General features: G+C 42.4%; 15 protein-coding genes. 13 read left to right on the forward strand and 2 right to left on the reverse strand.

The features are described 5' to 3' along the window. The first annotated feature begins 92 nt into the window (after nucleotides 1-92). From ruvA to yajC, 6 genes are read left to right on the forward strand one after another with little or no spacing between them, the layout of a single operon-like run. Nucleotides 93-698 carry a Holliday junction branch migration protein RuvA gene (gene ruvA, locus M1D84_RS06480; protein ID WP_024423144.1) on the forward strand — a complete coding sequence of 202 codons (606 nt, stop codon included), beginning with the start codon at nucleotides 93-95 and terminating at the stop codon, nucleotides 696-698. A gap of 11 nt (nucleotides 699-709) precedes the next feature. After that, nucleotides 710-1,714: a Holliday junction branch migration DNA helicase RuvB gene (gene ruvB / locus M1D84_RS06485; protein ID WP_024423143.1), complete on the forward strand. Its 1,005-nt coding sequence runs from the start codon at nucleotides 710-712 to the stop codon at nucleotides 1,712-1,714. Next, nucleotides 1,707-1,907 (forward strand): DUF2905 domain-containing protein, encoded by a 201-nt coding sequence (locus M1D84_RS06490; RefSeq protein ID WP_012010741.1) that lies wholly within the window; start codon nucleotides 1,707-1,709, stop codon nucleotides 1,905-1,907. The genes ruvB and M1D84_RS06490 overlap by 8 nt, the downstream gene beginning before the upstream one ends. Before the next feature lie 34 nt (nucleotides 1,908-1,941). Further along, nucleotides 1,942-2,970 (forward strand): tRNA preQ1(34) S-adenosylmethionine ribosyltransferase-isomerase QueA, encoded by a 1,029-nt coding sequence (gene queA / locus M1D84_RS06495; protein ID WP_024423142.1) that lies wholly within the window; start codon nucleotides 1,942-1,944, stop codon nucleotides 2,968-2,970. 31 nt (nucleotides 2,971-3,001) lie between these two features. Continuing rightward, nucleotides 3,002-4,147, forward strand: a complete 1,146-nt coding sequence (gene tgt, locus M1D84_RS06500) for a tRNA guanosine(34) transglycosylase Tgt (protein WP_025092430.1) — start codon at nucleotides 3,002-3,004, stop codon at nucleotides 4,145-4,147. A gap of 47 nt (nucleotides 4,148-4,194) precedes the next feature. Beyond that, nucleotides 4,195-4,461, forward strand: a complete 267-nt coding sequence (yajC, locus tag M1D84_RS06505) for a preprotein translocase subunit YajC (RefSeq protein WP_008360993.1) — start codon at nucleotides 4,195-4,197, stop codon at nucleotides 4,459-4,461. Between the two features lie 48 nt (nucleotides 4,462-4,509). Here the strand turns inward: yajC and M1D84_RS06510 are convergent, their stop codons facing one another. Continuing rightward, nucleotides 4,510-4,887 (reverse strand): TIGR04086 family membrane protein, encoded by a 378-nt coding sequence (locus M1D84_RS06510; RefSeq protein ID WP_024423140.1) that lies wholly within the window; start codon nucleotides 4,885-4,887, stop codon nucleotides 4,510-4,512. Between the two features lie 152 nt (nucleotides 4,888-5,039). Between M1D84_RS06510 and M1D84_RS06515 the strand changes: the two genes are divergently transcribed. Continuing rightward, nucleotides 5,040-5,702 (forward strand): DUF421 domain-containing protein, encoded by a 663-nt coding sequence (locus M1D84_RS06515; protein ID WP_024423139.1) that lies wholly within the window; start codon nucleotides 5,040-5,042, stop codon nucleotides 5,700-5,702. 1 nt (nucleotide 5,703) lies between these two features. Here M1D84_RS06515 and spoVB read toward each other — a convergent pair whose 3' ends face one another. Next, a complete protein-coding gene (gene spoVB / locus M1D84_RS06520; protein ID WP_025092429.1) occupies nucleotides 5,704-7,254 on the reverse strand; it encodes a stage V sporulation protein B in 1,551 nt (516 codons plus the stop codon). Between the two features lie 116 nt (nucleotides 7,255-7,370). Between spoVB and M1D84_RS06525 the strand changes: the two genes are divergently transcribed. The 6 genes from M1D84_RS06525 to M1D84_RS06550 all read left to right on the forward strand — a co-directional run bounded on the left by M1D84_RS06525 (nucleotide 7,371) and on the right by M1D84_RS06550 (nucleotide 14,007). Then, the gene (locus M1D84_RS06525) at nucleotides 7,371-7,667 is read left to right on the forward strand and encodes a post-transcriptional regulator (RefSeq protein ID WP_103131888.1); all 297 of its coding nucleotides are present in this window, start codon (nucleotides 7,371-7,373) and stop codon (nucleotides 7,665-7,667) included. 41 nt (nucleotides 7,668-7,708) lie between these two features. Then, on the forward strand, nucleotides 7,709-9,937 hold the full coding sequence (gene secDF, locus M1D84_RS06530; RefSeq protein WP_283859523.1) for a protein translocase subunit SecDF: 2,229 nt from the start codon (nucleotides 7,709-7,711) through the stop codon (nucleotides 9,935-9,937). Nucleotides 9,938-10,124: 187 nt separating this feature from the next. Further along, a complete protein-coding gene (locus tag M1D84_RS06535) occupies nucleotides 10,125-10,613 on the forward strand; it encodes a cation:proton antiporter regulatory subunit (protein WP_024423136.1) in 489 nt (162 codons plus the stop codon). A gap of 101 nt (nucleotides 10,614-10,714) precedes the next feature. Then, a complete protein-coding gene (locus M1D84_RS06540) occupies nucleotides 10,715-11,065 on the forward strand; it encodes a LapA family protein (RefSeq protein ID WP_103131890.1) in 351 nt (116 codons plus the stop codon). A gap of 81 nt (nucleotides 11,066-11,146) precedes the next feature. Beyond that, nucleotides 11,147-13,471, forward strand: a complete 2,325-nt coding sequence (gene recJ / locus M1D84_RS06545) for a single-stranded-DNA-specific exonuclease RecJ (RefSeq protein WP_268414551.1) — start codon at nucleotides 11,147-11,149, stop codon at nucleotides 13,469-13,471. 23 nt (nucleotides 13,472-13,494) lie between these two features. After that, a complete protein-coding gene (locus M1D84_RS06550) occupies nucleotides 13,495-14,007 on the forward strand; it encodes an adenine phosphoribosyltransferase (RefSeq protein WP_024423133.1) in 513 nt (170 codons plus the stop codon). Nucleotides 14,008-14,063: the final 56 nt, after the last annotated feature.

Raw genomic sequence — 14,063 nt, forward strand, 5'->3', positions numbered from 1 at the left:
TAAAAATGTACTGAGCGAACGTATGTTAACTTTTATTGCGGTTTTCTCTTCGATTTATGTTACAATGAAGAACAGTCAAAGAGGTGAAAACGGTGATAGAGTTTGTAAAAGGGACCATTGATTATGTGTGCCCGCAATATGTTGTCATTGAAAACGGCGGAGTGGGATATCAAGTCTATACCCCAAACCCGTTTATCTATCGAGTAAATAAACAAGAAACGATTTATACGTATCATTACATAAAGGAAGACGCCTTTTCATTATACGGTTTTCAAACACGAGAAGAAAAAGCGCTGTTCACAAAACTGTTAAATGTCACAGGAATTGGGCCAAAGGGTGCACTCGCGATTCTTGCTTCCGGTGATCCTGGCGCTGTCATTTCAGCGATAGAGCGTGAAGATGAAGCCTTCCTGATTAAATTCCCTGGTGTGGGCAAAAAAACAGCACGTCAAATCATTCTGGATCTAAAAGGAAAACTGGCAGATGTGGTGCCAGAAATGATTGGCAACTTATTTAATCACGAGGACCACATTCAGGTCGAAACGCAGCAAACTGCATTAGATGAAGCGCTTGAAGCCTTAAGTGTCCTTGGATACGGTGATCGTGAAATCAAAAAGGTTCTTCCATTATTAAAAGAAGAAAAGAATCTTACAACCGATCAATATGTGAAAAAAGCATTACAAAAAATGTTGAAATAGGGTGATGTCTCATGGATGAACGGCTCGTCTCAACTGAAGCAGACAACCATGAATCAGCCATTGAGCAAAGTCTGCGGCCACAGACACTTAGCCAATATATCGGTCAGCAAAAAGTAAAGGATAACCTCAGCGTATTTATTGAAGCTGCCCGCATGCGGCAGGAAACGCTTGATCACGTCCTTTTATATGGACCTCCTGGACTTGGGAAAACAACGCTTGCGTCGATCATTGCCAATGAAATGAATGTTCAGCTGCGTACAACGTCAGGACCAGCGATTGAGCGTCCTGGTGATTTGGCGGCCATCTTAACATCTCTTGAGCCAGGTGATGTATTGTTTATTGATGAAATTCACCGCTTGCAGCGCTCAATAGAAGAAGTGCTGTACCCAGCAATGGAGGATTTTTGTTTAGATATTGTTATTGGAAAAGGAGATACAGCACGCTCTGTACGGCTTGATTTACCGCCATTTACGCTTGTAGGTGCAACGACCCGTGTCGGGCTATTAACAGCGCCGCTTCGTGATAGGTTTGGAGTACATGCAAGATTGGAATACTATGAGCAAAGAGATTTGGCTCACATTGTGGCAAGAACAGCCGAGCTGTTTGAGATTGGGATCGACATTCGCTCTGCCGAAGAGATTGCGAGACGTTCCCGGGGAACACCGAGGGTTGCCAATCGTTTGCTCAGAAGAGTAAGAGATTTTGCGCAGGTGCTTGGGAACCATGCCATTACGCAGGACATTGCGGAAGATGCCCTTGAGCGTCTTCAAGTCGACAGGCTAGGCCTCGATCATATAGACCATAAGCTCCTTTTAAGTATGATCGAAAAATTTAGAGGCGGTCCTGTTGGGCTTGATACGATCTCAGCGACAATTGGAGAAGAATCACATACGATTGAAGATGTGTACGAACCGTACTTGCTGCAAATTGGTTTCCTGCAAAGAACACCAAGAGGGCGGGTCGTCACAAGAGAAGCGTATGAACATTTTCAAATGGAGGTTCCGATTCGTGACTGAATTCCCTAAAATATTAATGATTTTAGGTGGTGTCCTTTTTGCCGCAGGATTAGTGTTTCAATTGGTTGGTAAGCTTCCAGGTGATATTTTTGTGAAAAAAGGGAATGTAACGTTCTTTTTTCCTGTCATTACATGCATTGTCATTAGTATCGTACTGACTATATTACTGAATATCTTTGGACGGATGAAATAACGTTAACTAGTTAACTACAGAATAGGTGAAGGAAATGAAGCTAGAACTATTTGATTTTGATTTACCAGAAAGATTAATTGCACAAGTGCCGCTTGAAAAAAGAGATGCATCAAGACTGATGGTCTTAAACAAACAAACGGGTGCGATTACACATGATACATTCTCACAAATCATCGATTATTTTCAAAAGGGTGACTGTCTCGTTCTAAACAACACGCGCGTTCTGCCTGCACGCCTGTTTGGGATGAAAGAGGATACAGGTGCCAAAGTTGAACTTCTTCTATTGAAACAAGAAGAAGGAGATAACTGGGAAACACTTGTCAAACCAGCCAAACGGGTGAAAAAAGGGACGGTTATCACGTTTGGTGATGGACGGCTCCAAGCTGTATGTACAGAGGAAATGGAACATGGCGGAAGAAAAGTCGAGTTTCAATATACAGGCATTTTTTATGAAGTGCTTGAATCCCTTGGTGAAATGCCGCTGCCTCCATATATTAAAGAGCAGCTTGACGACCGTGAACGCTATCAAACCGTTTATTCAAAAGAGGTTGGCTCCGCTGCTGCGCCAACTGCCGGTCTCCACTTTACAACCGAGTTGCTGGATGCGCTGAAAGCGAAAGGTGTACACATTGCTTTCATTACGCTGCACGTAGGGCTTGGCACGTTTCGCCCGGTAAGTGCAGAACGTATTGAAGAACACGAAATGCACGCAGAGTTTTATGAAATGAATGAAGAAACAGCTGATGAGCTTAATCGCGTGCGCAAGGAAGGCGGACGGATTATTTCAGTCGGCACAACGTCAACTAGAACGCTTGAAACCATTGCAAGTGCACATGATGGTGAGTTCAAAGCCTCAAGCGGCTGGACGTCGATCTTTATTTACCCTGGCTACACATTCAAGGCAATTGATGGCATGATCACGAATTTCCATCTGCCAAAATCCTCGTTAATTATGCTTGTCAGCGCATTAGCTGGACGAGAGCACGTACTAAAAGCGTACAATGAGGCTGTGAAAGAGGAATACCGATTCTTCAGCTTTGGCGATGCCATGCTGATTCAATAACATTATACAACGAAGACAGGAGGGCTCATTTTTGTCGCAATCACCGATACGTTATGAGTTCATTAAATCATGCAAACAGACAGGTGCACGTCTTGGCCGCGTTCATACACCGCACGGCTCCTTTGAAACACCTGTATTTATGCCAGTAGGTACACTGGCTACAGTCAAAACAATGGCGCCTGAAGAATTAAAGGCTATGGATGCAGGCATCATCTTAAGCAATACGTACCACTTATGGCTCCGTCCAGGTCACGATATCGTAAAAGAAGCAGGCGGTCTGCACAAATTTATGAACTGGGATCGAGCCATTCTAACTGATTCGGGCGGATTCCAAGTTTTTTCATTGAGTGAATTTAGAAAAATTGAAGAAGAAGGCGTTCACTTCCGTAATCATTTAAACGGAGACAAGCTGTTCCTATCTCCTGAAAAAGCGATGGACATCCAAAATGCACTTGGCTCTGATATTATGATGGCATTTGATGAATGCCCGCCGTATCCTGCAGAGTACGATTACATGAAACGTTCTGTGGAGCGGACAAGCAGGTGGGCAGAGCGCTGTCTAACAGCGCACCAGCGTCCTGAAGATCAAGGGCTGTTTGGGATTGTCCAAGGCGGAGAATACGAAGAGCTTCGAAAACAAAGTGCAAAAGACCTTGTTTCACTTGATTTCCCAGGCTACGCCATCGGAGGCTTATCTGTAGGGGAACCAAAAGATGTGATGAATCGTGTACTTGAATTTACAACACCATTCTTACCAGCAGACAAACCGAGGTACTTAATGGGTGTCGGCTCACCAGATTCCTTAATTGACGGCGCCATTCGCGGAGTAGATATGTTTGATTGCGTACTGCCAACTCGAATTGCAAGAAACGGTACCTTGATGACAAGTGAAGGCCGTCTTGTTGTGAAAAATGCAAAATATGAGCGTGACTTTAGACCAATCGATGAAAACTGTGACTGCTATACATGTAAAAACTATACACGCGCCTATATTAGACATTTAATTCGAACAAATGAAACGTTCGGAATTCGATTAACAACTTATCATAATCTTCATTTTCTGTTAAAATTAATGGAGCAAGTGAGAGAAGCTATCCGTGAGGATCGTTTAGGTGATTTTAAAGAAGAGTTTTTTGAGCGTTACGGCTTTAACAAACCGAATGCGAAAAACTTTTAACGCATAAACGAAAGGCTTTACAATGCTTTAGAAAGGGGTGAAATAGAATGGATGGTGGTATGGGTTCAATCATTATGATTGTTGTCATGTTTGCTGTGCTTTACTTCTTGTTAATCCGTCCACAGCAAAAGCAACAAAAAGCTGTGCGTCAGATGCAGCAATCTTTATCAAAAGGCGATAAAATCGTCACAATCGGTGGTTTACACGGTGAAATCGACTCAATTGATGAATCAAAAGTGGTCATCAAAACAAGCGAAAACAACCGTTTAACTTTCGATCGTCGTGCTATTAGAGAATTAGCTGACAAAGGCTAATCCTCTGATACATAGCCATAAAAAAAGAGCGATATGACCGCTCTTTTTTTATTTGCCTCGAAGATTGACGCCAATCATTCCCCCCAGCATACAAATGCCTAAAAATGCTCCATGATAGATAAACTGCTCTGGTGAAAACGTTTTTCCAAACCCCAAATATTGAAATAAAAATACAGTGAGAGAAAAAATGATAGATGTGACCGCACCAATCAGCCAGCCGCGCTCCTTTGCTTTCCCGCCAGAAATGATGCCTCCTAATAAAAGGGCAGCAAAGGACAAAATCATAATCATCCATTTAAATGATGATTCCTGCATACTTGTGAATGTAAGCATGAGTGACACAAGTAAACTTGTGACAACCATCACGATAAAAATGGCAATTAAGCCGGATAAAATGCCTTTTCCAATTTGTTTCGTTTCCTGCATGTAGATTCGTCTCCTCTCCAATTGAACGAAGCTTGTCTTTTACTAAAATGTATTCACAGTGAAGAAAAAATAGACATGTTTCAGACGTTTCTTTTCTACATAAATAAAGTGTTTTGACACAAGCTATGTTGGAGAAGGAGGGTTTACATCACATGCAGGACATCTTGATCATTTCCATGAGAACCATCATCTTATATTTTCTTATTTGGTTTATATTTCGCTTAATGGGCAAAAGGGAAATTGGCGAGCTGAGCATTTTAGATCTAGTCATTTTTATGATGATCGCAGAAATTGCGGTTCTCGCCATAGAAGAAGTAGAGGATAACATGTTACATACGGTATGGCCAATCCTGCTGTTAACCTTCATTCAAATCACACTTGCCTACCTCTCATTAAAATTTCAAGGTGTCCGGCGCTTTCTTGACGGAAAACCGGCCCTGCTTATCATCAATGGGAAAATAGACGAAGGTGCAATGAGAAAACAGCGATACAATTTTGATGACCTGCTCATTCAATTAAGAGAAAATAACATCGACAGCATTCAGGATGTCTCTTACGCCATTTTAGAGCCGTCTGGAAAGCTCGCCGTCGTCGAAAAAGAAAACAAGCGCAAACATGCAGCGCTTGAGCTTCCACTTGTTGCGGATGGTGTAGTGCAGCATGACCACCTAAAGCAAATCAATCAAAATGAACAGTGGCTGAAAGATGAGCTTGCTAAAAGAGGCTATCATGATATCGAACAAATCTCTTACTGCAGCTTTAATCAAAAAACATTTTATATTGATTTGAAAGATGAAGTGATCAAAAAGAGATGAGCTAAAACAGCTTCCCCATGAACGGGATGCGGCGCAGCTCTTCTCGTTTCACTAGACCTAGGCAGATTAATAGAATGACATACAGCGTGCACGTAATGAAAATGAGCGTCACAAGTTCAATAGGAGCAGAAAAAAGTCCGTTTACTTGAGATTTCAGCCAAAGGCTGACAGCACCTGTACTGATAATCACAAGGACGCATAGTCCATATTCCTTTAACGGTAAATGAATAGGCAGCACCTTTCCAACAGTTGCTGCATGGAGCAGTGTGACAAGGATGATACCGATTAAGATCGCCAGTGCAGCGCCCATAATGCCAAAGCCTGGCTGTGAAGCAAGAACAAAAATCATCCCTGTTTTTACAATAGCGCCAATCAGGCTGTTGGTCATCGCCGCACCAGCTAAATTGAGTGCTTGAAGCACGGCTTGAAGAGGCCCCTGAAAATAATATAGAAGGAAAAATGGCGCCATGAATTTCACATAAATGGCCGCGTGCGATGAACCATACATAAAGAGCGTTAAATCTTCTGCGTAAACGAAAAGAATAATACATGAAATGCCTCCGCTGAGTAAACATAGGCGCATCGCCTGCTTCAGACGGTATTCGACCGTTTTACGTTTGTTCTGCTCCATTCCTTCACTAATCGCCGGAACTAATGCAGTGGAGAGTGAATACGTAATAAAACTAGGCAGTGTCAAAAGGGTCAGAGCAAGCCCGGTCAACTCCCCGTACTGCCTTGTCGCCTCTACAGCCGCATAACCAGCAATGGCAAGACTTTGCGCGACAACAATCGGCTCTAAAAACCACGAAATATTCCCGATAAAACGGCTGCCTGTTGTTGGCAGGGCAATGCTCATCAGCTGTTTAAATGTGTCCTTCCCGTCATGAATCGCTTTAAAAAATCGTTTTCGAATACGAATGGTCTTTTTATAGCGAAAGGCGATCAGTAAGTAAGCAAGTGAAATCATCTCTCCAATCACAGATGACACCATCGCACCTGCTGCCGCAAATTCAATCCCGTAAGGAAGGAAAGCCGTTGTACATACCGCCACTAGCGAAATTCTTGCGACCTGCTCCAGAACTTGAGACATCGCAAGCGGACTCATTTGCTGTCTGCCCTGGAAATAGCCTCTTAACACACTTGAAATGGCGATGACTGGTACGACAGGTGTAATAGCCAGCAGTGGATAGACCGTTCTAGGGTCTGTCAGCATATTTTCTGCCATGATGGGCGCAAACCATAAAAAGAGCGGCGTGAAAATCAGACTGAGTGTTCCTGTTATCGCAAGGGACATGACCAGAATACGTTTTGTTTTCTGTTTGTCACCCCGGGCTTCTGCTTCTGCAACAAGCTTACTAATAGCGACAGGCAGTCCGAATTGCGTGAGCGTCACGGCGAGAAAAAAGGTAGGTGCAGCCATCATATAAAGCCCGACCCCTTCTTCGCCAATGAACCTCGCAATGACAATTCGATTGACAAAACCCAATATTCTCGTGATAAAACCTGCTAAAATTAAAATGATGGTCCCCTTTAAAAACGTTTGCTTCGTCAAATCACAGATCACCTGCCTTCTCAAACGACATAGAATCATATACAATAAGATATGCGTGTATATCGTCCAAGCATGACAAGTCTCTCGATAAAAAACTGAAAAGGGGGAGCTACGCAATGACACAACACCCAGCAGCTATTTACAAAGACCATTTAAAGCCTTTTCTGTTCAGTAAGCTTGAAGAATTCATCGTTTTGGGCTATAAAGATGTAGATTTAGAGGAATTATGGTCATACTTAGAGAATAAGAAGTGGAAGAAAAAACAAGAGTATCCGATTCATGTAATGGTTGCAGATATTTTATCTGTGAAAATAGGCGAATTTATGAACTATGCAACCGTTCAGTCGTTTAAAACGTCTGCTTTTTTGGACAGTGAAGATGGCAAGAATATGCTTGATGAACTGTTGAAATAAGCCATCTTAATGGATTCAGGTGTTTAAGGAGGAAATACATAATGAAAAAAGGGCGCATTCTTGCGTTTTTCTTAGTGGTTCTGTTAATCGGAACTGGCGTAGGCTTACTAACAAAGCCTGTTGCGAAAGATATGACGCTAGGGCTGGATTTACAGGGTGGATTTGAAGTCCTATATGATGTACATCCAGTGAAAAAAGAGGACAAGATCACAAATAGTGTTCTCGTTAGTACAGTGGAGGCTCTTAACCGAAGAGCGAACGTGCTTGGAGTAAGTGAGCCGAACATCTCGATTGAAGGCAATAATCGTATCCGCGTGCAGCTTGCGGGGGTAAAAGATCAAAACAGAGCTAGGGAGATTCTTTCCACTGAAGCGCAGCTATCCTTCAGAGATACGAATGATAAAGAACTCCTTAACGGGGCTGACTTAGTCGAAAACAGTGCAAAACAAACTTTCAGTCAAACGAATGAGCCAATTGTGACGGTTAAACTAAAAGATGCGAAAAAATTTGGTGACGTCACAAGAAAAGTAGCAGCGATGGCACCAAATAATCAGCTTGTCATTTGGCTTGATTACCATAAAGGAGATTCCTTCAAAAAAGAAGTCTCAAAATCGAACCACAAGTATGTCTCTGCACCAAATGTGAATCAAGAGATTAACAGCAGTGACGTACAAATTGAAGGGAAATTTACTGTCCAAGAGGCAAAAGACCTTGCAAGTATTTTAAATGCTGGTGCATTGCCAGTGAAATTAACTGAAAAGTACTCCACTTCAGTGAGTGCGCAATTCGGCGAACAGGCATTAAATGAAACTGTCTTTGCAGGGATTGTGGGAATTGCCCTCATTTTCTTATTCATGCTTTTTTATTACCGAATACCTGGTCTTATTGCTGTCATTACGTTATCAACGTATATCTATATTACCTTACAGGTGTTTGACTGGATGGGGGCTGTTCTGACACTTCCTGGAATTGCGGCGCTGATTCTTGGAGTAGGGATGGCGGTTGATGCCAACATCATCACATATGAACGAATCAAAGAGGAGCTTAAGCTCGGTAAATCTGTCCGTTCTGCTTTCAGGTCAGGGAACCGCCGATCATTTGCGACCATCTTTGATGCAAACTTAACGAGTATTATTGCAGGGGGCGTCCTTTTCTTCTTCGGGACAAGTTCTGTAAAAGGGTTTGCGACTATGCTGATCCTTTCCATTTTAACAAGCTTTATTACGGCTGTATTCCTATCAAGATTCCTTCTTGGTCTGCTTGTAGAGAGCCGCGCGCTCGACCGCAAAAAAGGCTGGTTTGGTGTCCGCAAAAAAGACATCATCGATATTCATGAAACAACAGAAAATACTGAACCAAAAACACCGTTTGACAAATGGGATTTTGTCAGCAAGCGAAAAGGTTTCATGATTTTCTCAGTAGCCATTACCATTGCGGGGATTATCGTCCTTTCGATTTTCAAACTCAATGCGGGTATTGACTTTGCAAGTGGTACAAGAGTAGACATTCAAAGTGACCATAAGCTGTCAACTGCTCAAATCGAGCAAGACTTTCAAAAATTAGATCTTGATACAGATAGTGTTGTGTTATCTGGTCAAAAAGAAAATCAAGCAGCTGCACGATTTGTTGGTGTGCCAAATAAAGAAAAAATTGCAGAAGTGAAAGATTACTTTAAAGATAAGTATGGAACAGAACCGAATGTCAGCACGGTGTCTCCTACGGTTGGAAAAGAACTTGCACGTAATGCTTTATATGCCATCATCATTGCATCGATTGGGATCATTATTTATGTTTCCATTCGGTTTGAATATAAAATGGCCATTGCCGCGATTGCTTCCCTTTTATATGATGCATTCTTCATTGTGGCATTCTTTAGTATCACACGATTAGAGGTAGATGTGACCTTCATTGCGGCGATCCTCACGGTGATCGGGTATTCGATCAATGACACGATCGTGACGTTCGATAGGGTTCGTGAGCAAATGAAGAAGCGTAAACCAAAAACGGTAGAAGATCTATCTTACATCGTTAACTTGAGTTTACAGCAAACCTTTACAAGATCTATCAATACGGTACTCACTGTCGTAATTGTTGTGATCGCACTGCTTATCTTCGGATCAGCGTCGATTACAAACTTCTCCATCGCCTTACTTGTCGGCTTATTAACAGGGGTATACTCATCCCTTTACATCGCGGCACAAATTTGGCTGATGTGGAAAGGCCGTGAGCTGAAAAAACCAGCTAAGATAGATACAGATCAAGATATTTAATCTAGAAAGACTGCCTTTTTCGGCAGTCTTTTTCTATCGTTTTTCCCGAAAAGTAGACGCTTTGAAAAAACATTTTGGGTTTCATTGATCTTGAAATGGTCTTTTGCTATAATGACTTACGTTTAGACCAGTATAGAAAGCAAGTGTCTGTTTAGGGCATTTGGCTTTATTCATTGGAGGGGCTGTTATGAAGGTTCGGGAAACTGAACTGCCAGGTATCGGTCATAAAGCCGAAATGATCACAAGAAATAATGAGAAGCTTGCCATCATTACACATGATGACGGCAGAAGAGAAATGTATCATTTTCAGGAGGACGACCACGAAGAAACGATTTCTGGCATCCTGCTAAACGATGAAGAAGCAAGACAAATCGCGGCTATTTTAGGCGGCATGGTCTATAAGCCGAAAGCGCTTGAAACCGTAGAGGTAGCCATTGATGAACTGGTGATTGAATGGTTTAAAATTGAAAAGAATGCACCAGCTGTTCAGAAAAGCATCGGTGACCTCAATGTTCGCCAAAACTATCAAGTAACAGTCATCGCCATTGTTAGAAAATCACATGAGAAGATTTTAAATCCAGGACCAGATACCATCATCGAAGAAGGGGATACCCTTGTCATTTCTGGAGAAAGAAAAGAATTAAAGAATCTGATTAAAGAAAAACTCAGCAGCTGATGATGCCCATGCTGATAGGTTTTCTTCCACTGCTTTCTATCGGTGTTTAAAAAAGGCAGTGAAAAGGGAAGAATAAAAGAAAAAGCTTGGGGGATTTGTAGATGAACAAACAACAATGGACCATCATACTCGCATTTATTTTCGTATTAATTGTCTCAGTATTTGCCGTGATTAATGTACGGCCTGTCGAGGTACACTACTTATTTGGAACGGCTGAATGGCCGCTGATCCTTGTCATTATCGGTTCAGTTTTAATGGGCGGACTGATTGTGGCATTTGCAGGGATCTTCCAAATTGTGAAACTGAAACGTGAACTAAAAGCATTAAAATCTGAGCGTGCAGCCGCTGCACCTGCTGCTTCGACGAAAAAGGCAGACAAAGACCTTCAAAAAAAATCTCATGTCACGCCTTTAAAAGAACAGCCAGCATCATTTGACCGGAAGGAAAAATAATCTTCCAGCACAATTTCATAAAATAAAAATTGAAACCCCTCAGGCCACTCTAGTATAATAGTGTGGTTGAGGGGTGAATTTATGTTATTATCCAAAATGCGCTGGGAATATGAACATCCAAGCGAAGAAAAAGTGAAATCACTCTCTGAAAATCTGAATATTTCAGCGCTGACTGCATCGCTTCTCGTAAAAAGAGGACTTGAAGAAGTAGAAGAGGCGAGGTCTTTTTTATTTGATCAAAAAGCCGAATTTCATGATCCATTCCTATTAAAAGGAATGAAAGAAGCAGTAGAGCGCATCAACAAAGCGATCGAAGAGCAGGAATCGATTGTGATCTTCGGAGACTATGATGCAGATGGTGTGACAAGTACGTCTGTACTTTTACATACATTAAAAGAGCGGTCTGCGATAGTAGACTTTTATATTCCAGATCGATTTAAAGAAGGCTATGGGCCTAATGAACAGGCATTTCGATATATCAAGGAGCAAGGAGCATCGCTTGTCATCACGGTCGATACAGGCATTGCTGCTGTCAATGAAGCACGTATTGCAAAAGAAATAGGGTTAGACCTGATCATTACAGATCACCATGAACCAAGTGAGGAGCTTCCTGAGGCACTTGCCATTGTCCATCCTAAGCAGCCGGGCTGTGAGTATCCCTTTAAAGAACTTGCTGGTGTAGGTGTCGCGTTTAAAGTGGCGCATGCACTTCTTGGGAAGCTGCCAGTTCAGCTGTTAGATCTTGCAGCCATCGGGACAATCGCGGATCTCGTACCGCTTCACGATGAGAATAGATGGCTCGCCAAAAAAGGTCTTGTGCAGCTTCGGCAGTCGAATAGACCGGGACTAAAAGCGTTATTGAAAGAAGCGGGAGCCACTTTAGAAGAAGCGAACGAGGAAACGGTCGGCTTTCAAATTGCGCCAAGGCTGAATGCTGTTGGGCGAATTGAACAGGCAGATCCAGCCGTTCATCTTCTGATGACTGAGGATAAGGATGAAGCAGAAGAGCTCGCTCGTTTTGTCCAGGAACTGAATAAAGAACGACAAAAGATTGTCAGTACGATCACAGAAGAAGCCATTCAAATGGTGGAAGAGGCAGGTGATGACCAGTCTGCGATTGTTGTAGCGAAAGCTGGCTGGAATCCGGGCGTTGTCGGAATTGTTGCCTCTAAATTGACGGATACTTTTTCTCGTCCGGCGATTGTGCTTGGAATAGATGAAGAGACGCAAATGGCAAAAGGATCAGCCCGGAGTATTCCTGGCTTCGATCTATTTTTCCATCTAAGCAAATGCCGCGACATCCTGCCGCATTTCGGCGGGCATCCGATGGCAGCAGGGATGACACTTCGAGCGGATGATGTATCTTTACTAAGGGAAAGATTAAATCAATATGCAAATGAAACATTGACGGAAGAAGATTTTATTCCAATTCAGCGGGTCGATGCCGTGTGCAAGGTAGACGAATTGACGGTTCAAGCGATTGAAGAAGCGGGGATGCTGTCACCATTTGGTATGTCAAACCCAAAACCGTTCATTATGATTGAAGATGCGAAGCTTGAAGATATCCGAACGATTGGGGCAAATCACAACCATATTAAAATGTCTCTGAAAGACGAAGACACACTGCTTGACTGTGTTGGTTTTCACCAAGGGAAATTAAAAGAGGAAATTGTTCCAGGAAGCCGCATTTCTGTGATTGGAGAAATGTCGGTTAATGAATGGAATAACCGGAAGAAGCCCCAGCTGATGTTAAAAGATGCACGAGTTGATGAATGGCAGCTGTTTGATCTGCGCGGGAAAAAGGATTGGGAGAAGAAAGTTTCGACACTTGATTCAGAAAAATCATTGGTTGTCTGTTTTGATGAAGCAACAAAACAGGACGTCGATCTCCCCATTCATCACGTTCATGCAGAAAATGTATCAACATTTGATGTACAAGGAAAGTATGTGGTCTTTGCAGATGTTCCCGCAGATGAGCAATTGCTGAAGCAGCTTTTAGAAAATCAAAAGCCTGCAAGAATTTATACGGTTTTTCAAAGAAAAGAAGATCATTTTATGTCCTCTTTCCCAAGCCGTGATCAATTCAAATGGTTTTATGGGTTCTTGTTTAAACGAGGAAGTTTTCCTATCAAAGAACAAGGAATGGAGCTTGCCAAACATAGAGGCTGGACAAAAGATACAATCATTTTTATGACAAAGGTGTTTTTTGAACTCGGTTTTGTTAAAATAGAGAATGGTGTGCTGTCAATAGTACTTGATGCCCCTAAAAAAGATTTAACGGCGTCAGCGTCCTATACAGCAAAACAACGATTGATGGAACTCGATCAAACACTAACATATTCCTCAGCTAAAGAGCTGAAGGAATGGCTGAATAGCATGATGAGCGAAGTCTCACCTGTGCTTTGACGTACGAGGAGGAAAAGGAAAAGATGGATTTAAAACAATATGTGACAGTTGTACCTGACTACCCAAAGGAAGGTGTACAATTTAAAGATATTACAACGTTAATGGATAAAGGCGAAGTGTACCGTTATGCAACGGATCAAATCGTTGAATACGCGAAGGAAAGAGACATTGATCTCATTGTTGGACCTGAAGCGCGTGGATTCATTATTGGCTGCCCTGTAGCATACGCACTTGGTGTAGGTTTTGCACCGGTTCGTAAAGAAGGAAAGCTTCCTCGTGAAGTCATTAAAGTCGATTACGGCTTGGAATATGGTAAAGATGTATTAACGATTCATAAAGATGCGATTCGTCCTGGTCAGCGTGTCCTAATTACAGATGACTTACTGGCAACTGGTGGAACAATTGAAGCGTCCATCAAGCTTGTAGAGGAATTAGGCGGCGTTGTGGCAGGGATTGCATTTTTGATTGAGCTGACGTATCTGGACGGCAGAAAGAAGCTTGACGGCTACGACATCATGACGTTAATGCAATACTAATGGAGTTTTTCGTAAAAAGCACTCAGTAAGAAGGGTGCTTTTTTCCTATCAAAAAT

This window comes from Bacillus sp. PK5-006 (assembly GCF_054161415.1).

Coding starts and splice junctions, on each gene's coding strand:
- ruvB (WP_024423143.1), top strand. CDS start 710: ATGGATGAACGGCTCGTCTCAACTGAAGCAGACAACCATGAATCAGCC.
- queA (WP_024423142.1), top strand. CDS start 1,942: ATGAAGCTAGAACTATTTGATTTTGATTTACCAGAAAGATTAATTGCA.
- yajC (WP_008360993.1), top strand. CDS start 4,195: ATGGATGGTGGTATGGGTTCAATCATTATGATTGTTGTCATGTTTGCT.
- M1D84_RS06510 (WP_024423140.1), bottom strand. CDS start 4,887: ATGCAGGAAACGAAACAAATTGGAAAAGGCATTTTATCCGGCTTAATT.
- M1D84_RS06515 (WP_024423139.1), top strand. CDS start 5,040: ATGCAGGACATCTTGATCATTTCCATGAGAACCATCATCTTATATTTT.
- M1D84_RS06525 (WP_103131888.1), top strand. CDS start 7,371: ATGACACAACACCCAGCAGCTATTTACAAAGACCATTTAAAGCCTTTT.
- secDF (WP_283859523.1), top strand. CDS start 7,709: ATGAAAAAAGGGCGCATTCTTGCGTTTTTCTTAGTGGTTCTGTTAATC.
- M1D84_RS06535 (WP_024423136.1), top strand. CDS start 10,125: ATGAAGGTTCGGGAAACTGAACTGCCAGGTATCGGTCATAAAGCCGAA.
- M1D84_RS06540 (WP_103131890.1), top strand. CDS start 10,715: ATGAACAAACAACAATGGACCATCATACTCGCATTTATTTTCGTATTA.
- recJ (WP_268414551.1), top strand. CDS start 11,147: ATGTTATTATCCAAAATGCGCTGGGAATATGAACATCCAAGCGAAGAA.
- M1D84_RS06550 (WP_024423133.1), top strand. CDS start 13,495: ATGGATTTAAAACAATATGTGACAGTTGTACCTGACTACCCAAAGGAA.